The following is a 15,755-nucleotide window of genomic DNA, read 5'->3' as shown; positions in this document are numbered from 1 at the left end:
GTTTACGCCGACCTCGGTGGTGCTGATGGGCGGATTGGCGATCGGGCGGGTTCCGTATGACAGATGGCTGCTCTTCGCCGCGCCGTTGCTTGCAATCCTGATCATCATCGTCTGTGCCGGGTTGAGCCTCGGTTTGCTCTTTTAGGACTTGATTCGGAGTCCAAGGAAAGCGCGCTAGCAGGCTGCTGAAAAACGACCTAGCACAGACGGCGGCGATTCTATCCATGTGATATGCTCCACATTTGAACCCGGCGCCGATTTCGCTTTGGCGCCGCCTACGACTCCCCCTTCAGCGCGTCCAGAGTTGCTACAGTTTCTCGCCCACGCCGCTCGGCCTCGTCCTAGAGCCGCGCCTGGAACTCCCGAATTTCGGCCGCTGGCGGTTGATCTTGGCTTGATCCTTCTCAAGCTCGTCAACGCGCGCCTGTAAGCGCTCGATCGGGGGCCTTGCCGCCCGCTTCGTCCTCGTCCCACTGGCGGTGTTTCTCGCCGATCTCGCCCCTGAATCCGGGGACATTCCGTAGGTTGCAGGTTCGAATCCTGCCGGGCGCACCAGTTTTTCAAGAGATCCGAATTGTTGGTCAATCTCTTGGCAGACCATCGACGGGCCTGAGGCGTCTGAAAATCTCAATACAAGTATTTATATATATCAGTCTATTATATTCCGTTTTTCAATTGTTAGATCACATGTGAGCCGCCTAGGTGCTGTTAAATGAGCGCCCCGGGAGCATTTAGGCTCGGTCTGACGTCAATACCCGCGCCGCCCGTTCAGCGTCTGAAACCATCCTCGATCGTATAGATTTCGGGAGAATATTTGCTCAACGTAGTGCGCGATTTTTCGACCTCGTTTTGCGGGCCGTGAAGCTCGACCCGTGTCAGGTCGATCATCGTCAAATTCTCCTCCATTAATTCGCGGACGTTTTCGATGTGTTCGAGAACGCCGTCGGCGTCGCGATACCCCTCACGGCTCATCCCTTGATTGCCGTCGAATCCGAGGACGACGAACATGCATTTCTCTTCCGTCGAACTTTTTTCGACGAATGGCCGGCACCGCGCCTTGAACTCGTCGAGCCTGCCGTCGTGCACGACGAAATACGTGGCGACGGTGACCAGGGGATTATCCATGCTCATTGCTGTCCTCCTATCTGATGTGGGCGGTCCCTTCATGCAGGTTTGATTCCATGAGAGCCGTAATGAAGCGCGCCGCGCGTTGCCTTGGCCGCCCCATCCTTAACCCCGACGTGATGTCGCGCGTGACCCGCCCGACCAGCCCGGCCGGTGCCGATCCGCGATCGCGTGAATCACCACGGCGGCGTCGGTATCGCCGAAGCGGCCGCCGGCGGGTACCTCGATCATCAGGATTTCGTCGATCGCCCGATCCGCCGGCAGGCGATACGCGGGTGTCGCTGACAGCGCCGCCATCACCTCGAGAAAGGCGGTCTTGTCGCCGACGACCAGGGCACGGGAGATGCTCCGGCCGCGATGGTCATCCTCGCGGGCCCGGCTCTCGAGGTGCTGGCGAACCGCCGCCGTGGATCGCGCTGACGCTCTTTCCAGGTCATGGATCAGCGCCAGGTAATGCGGCGGCATGTCCGGGGGCACCTCCCGTCGGGGCCGCACCGGACGCAGGGCGATGAGACGGCGCCCGCAGCGGTTCAGCACGCGTAGGGAAATGGACGCTCCCGCATCGCGCGAGGCGCGGAATAACCGGCGTAATGCGAGCCCGACCGCGCGCAGCGTCATGAGCGCGTGTCCGCGACGCGGCCCTTCCAGGTCAGCAGGATCGAGAAAAAGCGTTCGAGGAATGCGAGGATGAGCGCCCAATAGCCGTCATCCTCGAATATACGCCACTGGCCGCCGGCGATCCGCGCCGCCACCAAGGTGACCTTGCTAAGCTTGGTCGGGACGACGTTCGGAAAGTTGTCGACCTTCAGCCGCGCGCCGAAGACGAACTCGACGTTGTGTCCGGCATAGCGTCCGGCAACGTAGAATGCCTCGATATCGTCGTCCTCTTGTTCGCGCAATCTGACGAAATAAAGCGCCTCATCACGCCGCGCGCCGCGGATCAAACGAATCATTTCCTCGGCGTCGCCAGGCAAGGAGCCGCCGCCGGGCATTTCCAGGCCGGCTCTGTTCACGCGCTCCGCCATTTGCGGTCCAGCCTCCGGATCGTCGACGAGGAATTGCGCGAACGATTCGAATATCTCGCCTTCGCACAACAGGTCGCTCAGCCGGAGCGAGACATTGATAGCGTCCGGTTCGCGGGGATCGATCCACGTACGCAGATCGAATTGCTGTGCGTCCTCGGACGCTACTTTTTGTACCAATCGTCCATCGGCGCCGATTTTGACCAGCACATCGGCGCGCAGCGAACCAAATCGGTATGGCCCCGCAAGATCGGCGTGGACGCCGGCGAGCCTCCGGTCGGCATCCTGAAGATTGCGGAGTTTGATCGATAGTTGGTCTTCGCCTCTGAGACCGGTGCGGTCCAGGCGGATCGTCCGCGACGCTTTCCGATACGCACTCGCTACATTCTCGAGCAGCGTGTCGATGCGATCGTTGCCGGCGTCTGTGGGTTGGGAGAGGCGAACCGGCGAAGCGCTGCTCCCGGTCCGCACCCACCGTACCAGCGACGCCAGGAAATCGAACACCGTGTCCGCGCCCAAGCCGTCGGGGGCGAATGACCGGGTGTGACCATCAGGCCGCGAAACCACCAGACGCCCGGAACCGCCATCTCTCACTTCGCAATCGCGGTTGTTGGGCAGTTCGACGCCCAGGGATCCGGACGTCCGGTGGATATCGACGAAGTCCGGGAACGCGAGAAACAGGCCGGGCGCATTGGACGACACCGCCTGCACTGTGCGGCTGGGATTGATCTCGAACTTGATACGGACATCGGCGACCTTCTCTGCGCGCGTGGCGCCGAAAAGGTTGAAGAGAAAGCTCTTCTTGCCTCGGGCGACGACGGTGAACGCGAGCCGTGCCTTGGCCGCGGTCATGAAGTGCAGTGTCGGCAGACCGGTCGTTCGACCGGTGGACTGGACGGCTCGCGTGCGCAGGCCAAGGTCGCCGGCGAGGGTATCGGCAATGATGTTGGCGACCGTGTCGCCGATCTTGTGAATGCCGCTGGTTTGGTTGGGGTCCACTGCTCCTGCTTTCACTCCGCTACGAGGGTGTGGTCCCGCCGGCCCGGATACCGTGTCCCGGCGTTCCTTCGCGGGGCGTACCTATTGTTCGGCCGCCCCGAGAAGGAACATCTTCACCGTGTTCCACCGCCCCGTTCCGGCGGCGGTCAGGCTGCGGGTCGCGATGTCGTCCTTGTCGGCTTCGGCGGCCGGATAGAGGATGATGGCTTCGAGGAATATGTCCTCTCCCTTGGCTTTGTCGCTCGGCTTCGAAGACGTTGGCGTAAGCAACAACCGCCGGCCTTTCGTATCGGCGATGATGACGGTTCGCTCAAAGTTCTTGTCATCCAAAATGCCCTCGATGATGTCTTGCTGCACCGGGCTCTTCGACTTTTGCCGATCTTCGAGCTCCTGCCTGATCGCGGCGCGCTCCGATAACTGGCCGATGACCGCGATCGCCGCCGGTGCGGTCTCGAACATCTCCGGCGGAGGCGGGGCGGCGACAATTTCGAACGATACCGAGTTCTGCTGCGTCTCGCGCGTCAGCTCGCTTTCGCTGAAGATCAGAACGTTGAATCGCTCCGACGATTCCTTCGTCATCGCGAATTTGATGTCGGCGCTGACTTTCGGGATCCGAAAGAGATTGGGCAGGGGCGGCGGTGTCTGGCCTTGGGAATACTCGATCGATCGCCGGTCCAGATCTTGCTGTGCCGCGACCATGCCGTCGCCGACGGTCTTGAAGAACGTTTCTATGCTGGTAACGGCGGTCACGTCGGGAAGCAGGTGCGACAAATCGTCGACCGATTTCCGAATCGCCTCGTATTTTGCACGGAACGCCTTCTGCCTCTTCTGAGACCTGAGCTCGGATTCGAATTCCGCAATCGAAGCCCGAAGGTTTCCCAATTCATTTTCGATCTGTTGCTTCGTGGACTGCGCCATCGGCGATTTCCTCTTACAGCGGCGAAGAACCGAATCGGTCGGGTCCCAACGCGAATTTCACGTGTCCGGGCCTCGCTTCCGGCCTCCCGCCATGCGGCACCCTCGACTTGTTGTTCCCTCTTGCCGGCGGACTAGCCGCCGCCGGCGTTCGCCGCTGCCTCGCCGGTCAATGCCTTCATAACATCGCTTACGCCGTCATAGATCTCCTTGTCGATGTCCGCCGGCGCCGGCAGCGCGGCCCCATTGGTGCGGATCGCCGCCGACTGGTCGAGCAGCTTTTCGGACAGACCGGGGTCGGGGAGGGCATGTATCGTCGTCGTAATCCGGGCCGCCGCCCGGTAGTCATAGCCATAGCCCAGCGTCATCGATGCGTTCACGCTGATGACCTTGAACGAAGCGCCGAGACCAACCTGACCACCAACCTGAAGTGTTTCGGCGATATCGGCGCTGAAGTCGAGGGTCGTCTCGGTGTATTGGTACCGGCTCGGCGCCAAGGACTTGACGAGCGCAACCAGGGCCGCCCGCTGCTCATCGGTGCCATTTTCGGTACCCAGCGTGTCACCGACGACTTTCATCAATTGCTTCAGGTTTTCGAGATAGTCCCGGTTCAGCTCCTTTTGCGCCTCGGCGATATTGAGGCCCAGATCGCCCACGATATCGGCCACTTTGACAAGCTGGCTTGTCAGTCTATCTGCCATGGATATCTCCTTTCAGGTTCGGACTAATTTCGGCTAGGCGTTTTCGCGTTGTTGCCGCTGTCCATGAGCGAACGAGACGGTGAACCACTTTCCACCGTCACGGTCACCGTGCTTGTCCCGCGCGTCGTTTCACCATAACGCCGTTCATAAGAGAACGACGGTGTCAATCCAGTGATCCCGACACCCAAGCCGCCACCGATCTCGCGGCTCCTCTCGACCATGAGATTGAGTTCAATTTCCGTTCGGGCTCGGCCAAATCGCGGCGCCGCCAGCAACGTGGCCAATGCCCTCAGCCCATGACCGTGCAACTGTGATGCGAGCGCAACGCCTGGATTCCGCGATAGGTCCGGTTCGCCGGGCCCGGCCGAATGGAACACGGGCTGAGTAGAGGGCCTGTCGAGCGCGATGTGCGAAGCGGCAGCGGTGGCCGTCGCATCCGCGATCCAGTCTTTGAGGTCGATCGGTTTCGATCCCGGGCGTTTCACGATCTTGACCTTTCGATGCGCCGTCAAAGATAGCGGGTGCCCGGTGACCTGAACACCCGGTAATTTGGCGGCGTCGCCGTCGTCACCAACGGCGCTGGCCCAGTCGGCATGACGATGGCGTCATGATCGCGGAGTTCAATCGCCGCTTCCGTGATTTTTCTCACCGCGATCGAACCGATGCGCCATTGGCCGGGCAGGGCAAACCCCGACATCCGAGGTTCCCCGCTTATGTCGTTTTGGGCGACAATTGACCTTCCTCAGCCTTTGCGAATGCGATAAGAGCCAATCGTTGAGGTCTTCATTCGAGTTGGTGCGCGAAGCGATATGGAAATTTTTTCCAAACTGACGTCACGGTTCTATCCGCGCCAAAGGAACGCGCCTACCTATATTGCCGTCCGCGATCGGGTAGACGGCGCGGGGGCGCAAATCCACGGCATCATGTCGGCAATCCTGTTCGCTCGTGCATTCGGCTTTATCTATCTCCATCGCCCATTCGGTCATATCGATCATGGCGACGACGATCCCCACTATGCCAAGGCGTGGGAAGATTTCATGGGTCTCGGTCGCGGCGAGGTCCGGGCGACGGAAGTCGATCGGTCAAGTTTGACGGTTCGAGACGTAGAAAAGATCCACAGGGTTAGATCGAGGAGGAACACGCTCTATACGGTTCCGCACTGCCACAAATTCGGTGATTGGCGCCCCGAACTATATGCCACCTTCCGCTCCGTTTTTCGGGACAAATACTACGCGTCCGAAAAGCCACCCCAGATGCCGAATGACGGGCGGCTGCGAGTTGCGGTCCACGTCCGCCGTGGCGATGTCTCGGAGGTCCTTCAAACTTCCGACCGCTATGCCTCGAATGAAGACATGGCACGTATCCTGTCTTCGGTGACCGCGTCGCTCGAAGAGTCGAACCTACCCCATCGGGTCGAAATTCATTCTCAGGGGCTCCACGAAGACTTTGAAGGGCTGCCGGTCGCCCGCGAGAACATGTTTCTCGATGACGATCCCCGGCGCACCTTTCACGCACTCGTCACGGCGGATGTACTGGTCATGAGCAAGAGCAGTTTCAGCTATGCGGCGGCCGTAATGAACACCGGGGCGGTGATCTATGTCCCGTTCTGGCACGCCCCGTTGCCCAACTGGATCCCGGTCGACGAAAATCTTGCCGTTGATGCAAATCGCCTGGGGGAGGCCACTCGCAAAGTGCCTTCGCAGTGACGGTGGAAGCCGCGCGGGCTAAGCGCTCGTTTTCAAGGCCCGTTCGAAGTAGTCGATCGTGCGCCGCAGCCCTTCGTCCCGCGATGTCGTCGGTGACCAGTCCAAGACCTCCCGGGCGAGTGAGATATCCGGACAGCGGCGTTGCGGATCATCTTCCGGCAATGGTCGAGAGAGAAGTTTCGAGGACGAACCGGTCAACGTCACGATTTCTTCGGCCAGCTCTCCAATTCGGCACTCGTCCGGCATGCCCAGATTGATCGGGCCGCTACAGCCTTCCGGACTCTTCATCATGCGCATGACGCCTTCGATCATATCGTCGGCATAACAGAACGATCGCGTTTGTTGGCCGTCGCCATAAATGGTGATGTCTTCGCCCTTCAGGGCCTGAACGATGAAGTTCGATACGACCCGCCCGTCGTTTTCGTGCATGTACGGACCATAAGTGTTGAAGATGCGGACCACCTTTATGTCTGTGCCGAATTGGCGCTGATAGTCGAAGAACAGCGTTTCGGCGCACCTCTTGGCTTCGTTGTAGCAGGCCCGCGCGCCGATCGGGTTCACATTGCCCCAGTAGTCCTCTTTCTGCGGATGGACGGCCGGATCGCCATAAACCTCCGATGTCGAGGCCTGCAGAATTCGCGCCCCGGTGCGCTTTGCCAAACCCAGCATGTTTATCGAACCGTGGACGCAGGTCTTGATGGTCTGCGTCGGGGCGTTTCGGTAATGGCTCGGCGATGCGGGGCAGGCGAGGTTGTAAATTTCGTCGATTTCGGCGTAGAGCGGAAAGGTTATGTCGTGCCGATGAAGCTCAAAGTGCGGATGGTTGAGAAGGTCGGTGATGTTGTCCTTGGTGCCGGAATAGAAATTATCGACACACAGGACCTCGTTGCCTTCGGAAATGAGCCGTCGGCATAGATGCGAGCCGAGAAAGCCCGATCCACCGGTTACCAGCACCCGGTTTCTTTGATGCACGTCTTTGTGCCTCCCTTGCTCGGCCAGGTCATCGGCCAGCCCCACCAAATCGGTCGACCACGCACGCCCACGCCATTCCGCTTGTTACCTAACATTGGAGTGTGACGAAGACCAGTTCGCCCCGAGTATGCTGCATTGCATGGCGGCGATTGGTGCGGATAATGGGCGCCGGGCACCAACCAGGTCGGGAGTACCAAATGGGTCGACAGCCGGGCATCTCGGCGGCAGAGGTCAAGAAGATGGCCAAGGATTTTGGCGCCGATCTGGTCGGGATCGCGTCGGCAGACACACTCAACGCCTTCCCGCCCGATCCACGCTGGCCGCAGACACCGGAGCGCATTTCGCCTTACTGCAGAAGCGTGGTCGTCATCGTATCGCGCATTCCGGTCGCGGCCTTTCGATGCAAGTCGACGATTCCCGTCCAATATCTGGACATGCTGGTATTGCGGCGCCTGGACCGGATCGCTTACCGCCTCGCCGAATCGCTCGAAGATCGTGGCTACCCCAGCTTCGTCACCGCCGCGCAGGAGACCGACTGGAATTACAAGAAGGCAAGCTATGGCCGGCTGAGTACACGTCACCTGGGCATTGAGGCGGGGCTCGGGACATTCGGCTTGGAGGTCAATATTCTGACCCCCGAATTCGGCCCGCGGCTCTACCTGACTGGCGTCCTCACCGAAGCGGAACTCGAGCCCGATACGCCGATGACGGAACAGGTCTGCATTGGCGAATCTTGCTCGCGGTGCCTGTATTCCTGTCCCTCCGATGCGGTGTTGCATTTCGGCATCGACAAGCGCGGATGCGCGACCGAGGCGCAGGAATTCGGTTATATGACGGCGACCGCGATGTTCGAAAAATTCACCGACGCCGATCGCAAAAAAAAGCAGGCGATGGTCCGATCGCGCGATTTGTTCGGGTTTTGGCAAGGGTTGCTGCGTGTTGTCGGATCGTTTGGGGATTGCCCCCGGTGTCTCGCCGTGTGCCCGGTGGGCAACGACTATCATGCCTACCTGGCCGGGCCGCAAAAGACGATTCCCGAGAAGACCGAGGAAAAAGTTGCCAAGGCCAAGGCATACAAGGATGCGCGACGAAGTGACGCGCCCATCGACGGTCTCAATGAATGGAACATCCGCTGGGTCGGCCCAGAGGGGTACAAGGGCATCGTGGCGCGCCAACTACAGACCTTCAAGAAGGCCCAACAGGCACGCGCCGCCGAGGCAATGGACGGAAAGGGCGAATAGAACGCCATGGTAGCGGTATTTCAAGTTCCGATTTCCGCGCAGGATATCAAGGATAAGGCGAAATCGCTCGGCGCCGATTTGATCGGTATCGCCGACGGCGAGGTTATGGACGAAAACCCGCCGGACCCGGCCGACCCGCAGCGTCCATCCGACATTTCCGACTATGACGCCGGTCGCGTCATTGTGCTCGCCAAGCGTTACACCAGCGGGACGACGAGGCTGAAACGGTGGGACGAACGCCACAAATACTACAACGACGAGCTGACTATCACCGCGCTCGAGGAAATCGCCTTGGAGCTTGTTCTGTGGCTCGAGGACCAAGGCTACCCGGCACTGATTATTCCTCCGACCCATACCGATCCATGGCGTTATCGCGATGATCCCGCGGCACACCGGAAGTCGCTGCTGTCGTTGAACCATGCCGCGGTCGAAGCGGGGCTCGGCACGCTGGGGCTCAATCTTCAATTGTTGACGCCGGAATTTGGGCCGCGGGTCATGTTGTCGGCTGTGCTGTCATCGGTTCCGGTCGTATGCGATTCGCGGCGCACCGAGGCGTTGTGCCTGGGCCCCTCCTGCGGTCGGTGTTCCCGGACTTGTCCCGGCGATGTGGTCGGCCATTGGGATCGTGATTGGGCCGCCTGCGATAGCTACCGGTCGCCTCACGGCTTCGCCCAGCTCACGCAATTCCTGTGCGACGCGATCGACACCGGCGATGCGGAGGCCCAGAAGGCGTTGCTGAGATCGGAAACCAGCTTCAATTTGTGGCAAAGCATTCTGCGCGGCGCCGGGGTTGTTACCGGGTGCCGGCGGTGCCAGGACGTTTGCCCGGTTGGTGGGGATTACGAGCGCATGCTCAAGGATGCGCTCGACGAGATTCCGGAAGACAACGCGGAAAAGAATGCGCGCCTCGAAGCGATGGCGACGGCGGAGGCGGAGGGAAAGTGGCCGGCCGGATATGAGGCCCAGAAACGGTGGATTGGTCGCACGACCGCGCGAGAATAGGGGGTACCATGGTCCTGGCGTTGCCGGAGAGCCGCGACGAAATCCAAAAGATCCAAAGCGCGCGCAAGAAAGTCGCCGTCGAGAACGCAAAGCGGGCGCCCTTTTTTTGCGGCAAGCTCGACCATATCGACGTAGATCGACTCGACGATCCGGACGAATGGCGCAAGATCCCGATCCTCGACAAGGACATGTTGCGCGCCATTCCGCCGGAACATTTCTACCGCGACTTTTGCATCGCGCGCCAAGGTGAGATCGCTGAATTTTGGCGTTCGGGTGGGCAGACCGGGCGTCCTTTGTTCTACCCACGTACCTTCGAGGATATTCGCTACGCGATGGAGGGTTTTGCCCGTACTTACCGCATTGCGGGCGTGGGCAAGGGCGATGTCGTGCACAATTCCTTTCCGCTGGGAATTCATCCCGCCGGACATATGTGGGCGCGGAGCGCTTTCGATGACGGGATCGGAGTCAATTGGGTTGGGTCGGGTGCGGCGGCGCCGTCGGCGATGCAGATCCAGCTCCTGGACGCAATGAAGCCGACCTGTTGGATGGGGATGAGCAGCTATGGCATCCATTTGGCCAACCTGGCCGCGGCGGCGGGAATCGACCTCGCCAACGGACCCGTTGAGAAGGTCTTGTGCACCGCCGAGCCGATGTCGGCCGCCAAGCGCGATAAGCTGCAGCGCATGTGGGGTGCCGACGTCTACGACTGTTTCGGAATGACCGAGTGCAGCATGATGGCGGGCGAAAGCGCGGACCATGACGGCCTGCATGTGTGGACCGATTTTACCGTCATCGAAGTACTCGACGCGGATACGCTCGAACCGGTCGCCAAAGGCAAACCGGGCCTCCTGATAATGACGTCGCTTTATACCAACAACGCGACGCCATTCCTGCGCTGGAACGCGGGCGACATCGTCAGCTTTCACGAGGAGGGGGCGACCGAGGGCCCCTACGGTGTCTTTCCCATGATCCGCCATGCCCACCGAACGGCCGGGTTTTTCAAAATCCGTGGCATGAACGTGAATCATTCCGAATTCGAAGATTTCATGTTCGCCATCAAAGAGGTCGGGGACTTCAAGGCGGAAGCGTGCGCCACCGATGGCGTCGATCTGTTTCGCGTTACCGTCGAGATCACACGTGGTGCCGATGCGGAGGCGATGGCGATACGCTTGGTCGAGATGACCCGCGAGACCTTCGAGTTGACGCCGGAAGTGGTGGTGGTCGAACAGGGAACCCTGGCGAAGGAATTCGAGAACAGTGTCAAGGCGCCGCGTTTTGCCGACCGGCGGTCGGAGTCGGGGTGACCGCTTTCGCCTCGCTGGACCGGCCTCGGACGGTACCAAGGCCAACTATATTTTTAATGTTCTACTTTATATTATATGTATAATATGTTGTTTTAAAAAATTAATTCAAAAATTTCAGTTAACATGTGCGGATGGTAGGCGGCAAACGAACCCGCCATTATGCTATTCGGATTTCTTGACCTGCTTCGCATCGTCGTCTGCGCCGTTCGGCTGACTGTTGTCTTCCTGCGGTGCTTCGCCATAGGCCAGCACGAGGCGGGTTTTCTCGGTGACCACGCCGGTACCCTTGAGGCCGTGCTTCTTTTGGAACTTCGCCACGGCCTTTTTCATTCCGGGGCCATAGGCGCCATCGACGCTGACCGAGAGGCCTTCGGCGATTAACGCACGCTGGACGGCGCACACGTCGTGACCCTTGAAGTTTGGCGACTTGAACTCGAGGATTCGCCGCGCGGGCCGGGCTTCCGTGGGCGGGGCTTCTGTGGCCGGTTCGGGCGTGGGTTCCTTGGCGGCAATCTGCTTGGCCACCTCCTTGCCGGCGATCGCGGCCCTGGCAATAACCAGCAAATCCTCTTCGCTGAGCTCGCCGCCAGCCGGTTCTTCCTTGGCGGTAACCATCAACTCCGGTGACAGGGGCTCGGCTTTGCCGGTCACCAGCCGATCGAGAAATGTTGGCGAAGGGCTCTTGTTGGGCTCAGCCTTGAAGGTCACGCCACCCAAGCCGATTTCGTAGTACCAGACGTCATAAACCACCGGCTCGCCGCACCGGTAAACGCCCCAATTCTCCTTCCACCATCGGCTCTCGACATCATCCTTTTTGATGATCTCCGGTGGTTTGACCACTTCGGCGATGCGGAATTCTACGAGATTGCAAATCGGCGCCTCGGTGCTGTTGAGATTGAGAATGGAGAGCTGCGTGCGCCCCTGGACGAAAGGCGAGGCAATCGAATGACCGATTTGACCGCAATCGGTGAATTCATCGTCGGCCCAAGCGGCAGAAGTCCATCCAATTGTAGCGGCCATGATCACTCCAATTGGCCGGGCCGTCCGGCGGGCGATGTGCCTTTGGGGCATCAACTTCTCCTTGTTGTTATCGTTATCCGATGGCGGACGGGGATTCAGCGGGCGATTTCTATAGTCGAGCGTCAATCAATTATCCTCTTGGGCCTCAATTCGGGTGCCAAATGAAAGCCCGTTCGTCAAGCGGGAATTACACAGGATCGCGAAACTGTGTTCTTGTGCGTGGACCGGGCGACGATGTCCCGATCGGACTGGCGGCTCACGCCTAAGGACAGGTGCCGTCATAGTAGGCCTGTGCATCGCATACCGTCCCGCCGGGTATCCGGCAATTTCCCTGCTCACCGTCGGCGCCCTGTTCCTTTGTCACGCTATAGACCCCGCCGCGAATGGCACAGTAGCGACCGGCCGGCGTGACGTATCCGGTCACCTTGATGCCGCCGTCGGGGCATTCCCCGCGCAGCAACGCCCATTCCTCGCATTGACGATTATCCTCGAACAGGCAGACGCCATATTGGCCGCCGTCGCCGGCTGTTTCGATATCAAGCTTGCCACCCTTTTCAACACAATTGACCGATGCCGGGTTGGCCATCTTCGTCCCGCTTTGGGACGGTGGCGACATCGTGCCGTTATCCTGGCAGGCGGCCAGCAGCAGCATCGTCAATAGGGCGGTGAGCGCGCGATACATTTTCAACTCCTTGGGCATGATCGCAGGGCGATCGGGGCCACGCCAGTTAATCGCCGCGACACGAGGGGATACTCATTCATTATACATATCGGCGGGGTCGACGACGATTTCCGCAATGGTTTCGATGCGTCCGCCGCGCAGTGCATTGAAGAAACAATTGCGGCGTCCGGTGTGGCAGGCGACCCCGACCTGGTCGACAAGGAGCAGAATGGTGTCGCCGTCGCAATCGTAGCGAAATTCTTTCAATGACTGGATTTGGCCCGAGTTTTCGCCTTTGCGCCACAATCGGCGGCGCGACCGGGACCAGTAGCAGGCGCGACCGGTGCGAATGGTTTCCGCGATCGATTCCCGGCTCATCCAGGCCAGCATCATAACCTCGCCGGTATCGTGTTGTTGCGCGATCGCGGGAATGAGACCGCGGTCGTCGAATGACAGGGCGTCGATCACGGCATCGATGGCGTTGTTTTCCGCCATGATCAACCTGCCGCCGCGTTCAGGCGCCCGAATCCGGCGGCGAGATCCTCGATCAAATCGTCGGCGTCCTCCAGCCCGGCGTGGATTCGAAGGACCGGACCCGATGCCCGCCACTCGGTGGCCGTTCGGGACCTTTCGGGCCGCTCAAGGGTCATCAGGCTCTCGAAGCCGCCCCAACTGGCGCCGATGGCAAATAGATCGAGCCCGTCGACCATGGCGGCAACCGCGACCTCTGGGCATGGCTTGAGGATGATGGAAAACAAGCCCGTCGAGCCGCCGAAATCGCGCTTCCAAAATGCGTGGCCGGGTGTCTCTGGAAACGCCGGATGCAGCACGCATTCGACTTCCGGACGCGCGGCCAGCCATTCGGCAAGACGGAGCGCGGCCGCCTGGTGTTGTCGCAGGCGCACCGCCAAGGTCCGCAGGCCGCGAAGGGCCAAATAACAATCGTCCGGACCGGGGGTATTGCCAAGATAGTTGGCCGTTATCCGGACCTTGTCGAAATCATCCTGGGGAACGGTCAGCAATCCCAGCATCAGGTCGGCATGGCCGCCGATATATTTGGTCCCGGAGAGGACCGAGACGTCGATCCCAATCTCGCGCGGCCGATAGAAGTAGGGGGTGGCCCAGGTATTGTCGAGAATGGTCGTCAATCCCGCGGTTTTTGCGGCCGATTCAAGGGCGAGCACGTCAGGGGTCTCGAACGTCAGGGAACCCGGCGCTTCGATGTACAACACCTTTGTATTCGCCTGCACCAGCGTGCCCAAGGCGTCGGGTGCCATCGGATCATAGAAGGTAACCGACACCCCCAACCGCGCCAGCAGGCGATTGCAGCAGGCTCGTACCGGTGCATAGACGTTATCGGCGACCAGAACATGGTCGCCGCTATCGCAATAGCTCAGTATCGCCGTCGTAATCGCGCCTAACCCGGTGCCGACGGCTATCGTTCTGCCGCTACCTTCGAGGCTCGCGATGGCGTCTTCCAGGGCATGGGTCGTCGGCGTGCCGTAACGGCCGTAATAGAACTGGTTGTGCCGGTTGTGTTGGGCTTTTGCGAAAGCGTCAAGGGTCGGAAAGGTCACGGTCGACGCCCGGTAAGTCGCCGGATTGACGGCGCCTTTCTGGTCCTCGGGGTTGCGCCCACCCTCGATGACGTCGGTGTCTCGTTTCATGACTGGTTGCCGAGCCGGGTAACGGTTGCCGCGATCGTCGAATGGGCCATCCGACGCTCCCTTGCGGGCCACAATTCGACGTTGAGGTCAAGGTAATTCGCGTGAAAATTATCCTTGGCAGGGTGGATTTGTTCGCGGATTATGGCGTCAACATTGACGCGGGCCCCAACTCGCGCCTATGAAACAGGGAATTGGTGTTCGGATAGGACCGGCATGGTCCTTTTTCGTGCTAACCGGGACGGACAAGCATGACGCGGTCATCGCGGCGGCCCGGGCTTTTGACTAAACTCAGGGAGATATCAAACATGACAAATCTCAAACTCCTTACTGCTGGTGCGGCGGTCGGCGTGTTTGCGCTCGGCACCGCAGCGTTCGCCGATACGCTCGACGACGTGAAAAAGAAGGGCTTCGTCCAATGCGGCGTCAGCCAGGGACTGCCCGGCTTTTCGAATCCGGACGAAAAAGGCGATTGGACCGGGATCGACGTCGATGTGTGCCGTGCCGTTGCGGCCGCTCTATTTGGCGATGCCGGCAAGGTGAAGTACACGCCGTTGTCGGCCAAGGAGCGCTTTACCGCCCTGCAGTCCGGCGAGGTTGATTTGCTGTCGCGCAACACGACGTGGACGCTTGTCCGTGACAGCGCGCTGGGCCTCGATTTTGTCGGCGTGAACTACTACGACGGGCAGGGTTTCATGGTCCGCAAAGACCTTGGCGTGCAGAGCGCGAAGGAGCTCGGCGGCGCGACCGTGTGCGTCAATATCGGCACCACGACCGAACTCAACCTGGCCGACTATTTCCGTGCCAACGACATGGAATATACCCCGGTCGTTTTCGAGAAGGCTGACGAGGTTGTTGCGGCATACGATGCCGGCCGTTGCGACGTTTACACGACCGACCAATCCGGCCTCTATGCCCAGCGCATCAAGATGGCCAATCCGGATGAGCACGTGGTTCTGCCGGAAGTCATCTCGAAGGAGCCGCTTGGACCGGTCGTCCGTCATGGCGACAACAAGTGGGGCGACGTCGTGAAGTGGTCGCTCTATGCGATGCTCGAGGGCGAGGAACTCGGCCTCAACTCGAAGAATGTCGAGAGCGAGCGCAGTTCCACGACCGATCCCGGCAAGAAGCGCTTCCTCGGTACCGAAGGCGATCTTGGCGAAAATCTCGGCCTTAGCGCCGACTGGGCGTACAACATTATCGCGCAGGTCGGTAACTATGGCGAAAGCTTCGACATGAATGTCGGCCCCGACACGGCGCTCCAGATCGAACGCGGTCTGAACGCCTTGTGGAAAGACGGCGGCATCCAATACTCGATGCCGATGCGCTAGGCGAAATATTGGGCGATGGCTGGACCGGTTACGTTGCGTGCCGGTCCAGCCCGCCACTTGCGAATTTTGATTTCGAATTAAAAGAGCTCAGG

At 60.0% G+C, this 15,755-nt stretch carries 17 protein-coding genes and 1 tRNA gene; 7 read left to right on the top strand and 11 right to left on the bottom strand.

Annotated features, from left to right (window positions below):
* Nucleotides 1-145, top strand: a 145-nt coding sequence (locus GY791_07045) for a hypothetical protein (GenBank protein ID MCP4328175.1), incomplete at its 5' end; no start/stop codon positions are given.
* 275 nt (nucleotides 146-420) lie between these two features.
* A tRNA-OTHER gene (locus tag GY791_07040) sits at nucleotides 421-555 on the top strand.
* Between the two features lie 213 nt (nucleotides 556-768).
* Here GY791_07040 and GY791_07035 read toward each other — a convergent pair.
* The 6 genes from GY791_07035 to GY791_07010 all read right to left on the bottom strand — a co-directional run bounded on the left by GY791_07035 (nucleotide 769) and on the right by GY791_07010 (nucleotide 5,459).
* Complete coding sequence (locus tag GY791_07035; GenBank protein MCP4328174.1) at nucleotides 769-1,131, bottom strand: hypothetical protein; 363 nt, start codon at nucleotides 1,129-1,131, stop codon at nucleotides 769-771.
* A gap of 99 nt (nucleotides 1,132-1,230) precedes the next feature.
* The gene (locus GY791_07030) at nucleotides 1,231-1,743 is read right to left on the bottom strand and encodes a hypothetical protein (GenBank protein ID MCP4328173.1); all 513 of its coding nucleotides are present in this window, start codon (nucleotides 1,741-1,743) and stop codon (nucleotides 1,231-1,233) included.
* A complete protein-coding gene (locus GY791_07025) occupies nucleotides 1,740-3,146 on the bottom strand; it encodes a hypothetical protein (GenBank protein ID MCP4328172.1) in 1,407 nt (468 codons plus the stop codon). The genes GY791_07030 and GY791_07025 overlap by 4 nt, the downstream gene beginning before the upstream one ends.
* Before the next feature lie 81 nt (nucleotides 3,147-3,227).
* On the bottom strand, nucleotides 3,228-4,064 hold the full coding sequence (locus GY791_07020; GenBank protein MCP4328171.1) for a hypothetical protein: 837 nt from the start codon (nucleotides 4,062-4,064) through the stop codon (nucleotides 3,228-3,230).
* Nucleotides 4,065-4,195: 131 nt separating this feature from the next.
* The gene (locus GY791_07015) at nucleotides 4,196-4,762 is read right to left on the bottom strand and encodes a hypothetical protein (GenBank protein MCP4328170.1); all 567 of its coding nucleotides are present in this window, start codon (nucleotides 4,760-4,762) and stop codon (nucleotides 4,196-4,198) included.
* 508 nt (nucleotides 4,763-5,270) lie between these two features.
* Nucleotides 5,271-5,459, bottom strand: a complete 189-nt coding sequence (locus GY791_07010) for a hypothetical protein (protein MCP4328169.1) — start codon at nucleotides 5,457-5,459, stop codon at nucleotides 5,271-5,273.
* A gap of 112 nt (nucleotides 5,460-5,571) precedes the next feature.
* Between GY791_07010 and GY791_07005 the strand changes: the two genes are divergently transcribed.
* Complete coding sequence (locus GY791_07005) at nucleotides 5,572-6,468, top strand: hypothetical protein (GenBank protein ID MCP4328168.1); 897 nt, start codon at nucleotides 5,572-5,574, stop codon at nucleotides 6,466-6,468.
* An 18-nt stretch (nucleotides 6,469-6,486) separates the two neighbouring features.
* Here GY791_07005 and GY791_07000 read toward each other — a convergent pair whose 3' ends face one another.
* Entirely contained in the window at nucleotides 6,487-7,440 is a 954-nt protein-coding gene (locus GY791_07000; protein ID MCP4328167.1) for an SDR family oxidoreductase, read from the bottom strand.
* 197 nt (nucleotides 7,441-7,637) lie between these two features.
* On the opposite strand from GY791_07000, the gene GY791_06995 reads away from it, so the two are divergent.
* From GY791_06995 to GY791_06985, 3 genes are read left to right on the top strand one after another with little or no spacing between them, the layout of a single operon-like run.
* Complete coding sequence (locus tag GY791_06995; protein MCP4328166.1) at nucleotides 7,638-8,681, top strand: epoxyqueuosine reductase; 1,044 nt, start codon at nucleotides 7,638-7,640, stop codon at nucleotides 8,679-8,681.
* Between the two features lie 6 nt (nucleotides 8,682-8,687).
* Nucleotides 8,688-9,683, top strand: a complete 996-nt coding sequence (locus GY791_06990; protein MCP4328165.1) for a hypothetical protein — start codon at nucleotides 8,688-8,690, stop codon at nucleotides 9,681-9,683.
* Between the two features lie 8 nt (nucleotides 9,684-9,691).
* Nucleotides 9,692-10,987, top strand: coding sequence for a phenylacetate--CoA ligase (locus tag GY791_06985; GenBank protein ID MCP4328164.1), 1,296 nt, complete (start codon nucleotides 9,692-9,694; stop codon nucleotides 10,985-10,987).
* Between the two features lie 162 nt (nucleotides 10,988-11,149).
* On the opposite strand, the gene GY791_06980 is transcribed toward GY791_06985, so the two are convergent.
* From GY791_06980 to metC, 4 genes are all read right to left on the bottom strand, one after another.
* The gene (locus tag GY791_06980; protein ID MCP4328163.1) at nucleotides 11,150-12,007 is read right to left on the bottom strand and encodes a peptidoglycan-binding protein; all 858 of its coding nucleotides are present in this window, start codon (nucleotides 12,005-12,007) and stop codon (nucleotides 11,150-11,152) included.
* Between the two features lie 262 nt (nucleotides 12,008-12,269).
* Nucleotides 12,270-12,689, bottom strand: coding sequence for a DUF333 domain-containing protein (locus tag GY791_06975; protein MCP4328162.1), 420 nt, complete (start codon nucleotides 12,687-12,689; stop codon nucleotides 12,270-12,272).
* A gap of 72 nt (nucleotides 12,690-12,761) precedes the next feature.
* Nucleotides 12,762-13,163 carry a phosphoribosyl-AMP cyclohydrolase gene (gene hisI, locus GY791_06970; protein MCP4328161.1) on the bottom strand — a complete coding sequence of 134 codons (402 nt, stop codon included), beginning with the start codon at nucleotides 13,161-13,163 and terminating at the stop codon, nucleotides 12,762-12,764.
* Nucleotides 13,164-13,165: 2 nt separating this feature from the next.
* Entirely contained in the window at nucleotides 13,166-14,335 is a 1,170-nt protein-coding gene (metC, locus tag GY791_06965) for a cystathionine beta-lyase (protein MCP4328160.1), read from the bottom strand.
* A 305-nt stretch (nucleotides 14,336-14,640) separates the two neighbouring features.
* Here metC and GY791_06960 point away from each other — a divergent pair, with 305 nt between their 5' ends.
* Complete coding sequence (locus tag GY791_06960) at nucleotides 14,641-15,663, top strand: transporter substrate-binding domain-containing protein (GenBank protein ID MCP4328159.1); 1,023 nt, start codon at nucleotides 14,641-14,643, stop codon at nucleotides 15,661-15,663.
* Nucleotides 15,664-15,755 lie beyond the last annotated feature (92 nt).

The organism is Alphaproteobacteria bacterium, assembly GCA_024244705.1.
In the GTDB taxonomy this organism is placed as follows: domain Bacteria; phylum Pseudomonadota; class Alphaproteobacteria; order JAAEOK01; family JAAEOK01; genus JAAEOK01.
This window is presented reverse-complemented; position numbering and strand designations above follow the sequence as displayed.

Excerpts from the sequence above, each read along its gene's own strand:
- GY791_07035 (MCP4328174.1), bottom strand. The coding sequence starts at position 1,131 with ATGAGCATGGATAATCCCCTGGTCACCGTCGCCACGTATTTCGTCGTG.
- GY791_07030 (MCP4328173.1), bottom strand. The coding sequence starts at position 1,743 with ATGACGCTGCGCGCGGTCGGGCTCGCATTACGCCGGTTATTCCGCGCC.
- GY791_07020 (MCP4328171.1), bottom strand. The coding sequence starts at position 4,064 with ATGGCGCAGTCCACGAAGCAACAGATCGAAAATGAATTGGGAAACCTT.
- GY791_07015 (MCP4328170.1), bottom strand. The coding sequence starts at position 4,762 with ATGGCAGATAGACTGACAAGCCAGCTTGTCAAAGTGGCCGATATCGTG.
- GY791_07010 (MCP4328169.1), bottom strand. The coding sequence starts at position 5,459 with ATGTCGGGGTTTGCCCTGCCCGGCCAATGGCGCATCGGTTCGATCGCG.
- GY791_07005 (MCP4328168.1), top strand. The coding sequence starts at position 5,572 with ATGGAAATTTTTTCCAAACTGACGTCACGGTTCTATCCGCGCCAAAGG.
- GY791_06995 (MCP4328166.1), top strand. The coding sequence starts at position 7,638 with ATGGGTCGACAGCCGGGCATCTCGGCGGCAGAGGTCAAGAAGATGGCC.
- GY791_06990 (MCP4328165.1), top strand. The coding sequence starts at position 8,688 with ATGGTAGCGGTATTTCAAGTTCCGATTTCCGCGCAGGATATCAAGGAT.
- GY791_06985 (MCP4328164.1), top strand. The coding sequence starts at position 9,692 with ATGGTCCTGGCGTTGCCGGAGAGCCGCGACGAAATCCAAAAGATCCAA.
- GY791_06980 (MCP4328163.1), bottom strand. The coding sequence starts at position 12,007 with ATGGCCGCTACAATTGGATGGACTTCTGCCGCTTGGGCCGACGATGAA.
- GY791_06975 (MCP4328162.1), bottom strand. The coding sequence starts at position 12,689 with ATGTATCGCGCGCTCACCGCCCTATTGACGATGCTGCTGCTGGCCGCC.
- hisI (MCP4328161.1), bottom strand. The coding sequence starts at position 13,163 with ATGGCGGAAAACAACGCCATCGATGCCGTGATCGACGCCCTGTCATTC.
- metC (MCP4328160.1), bottom strand. The coding sequence starts at position 14,335 with ATGAAACGAGACACCGACGTCATCGAGGGTGGGCGCAACCCCGAGGAC.
- GY791_06960 (MCP4328159.1), top strand. The coding sequence starts at position 14,641 with ATGACAAATCTCAAACTCCTTACTGCTGGTGCGGCGGTCGGCGTGTTT.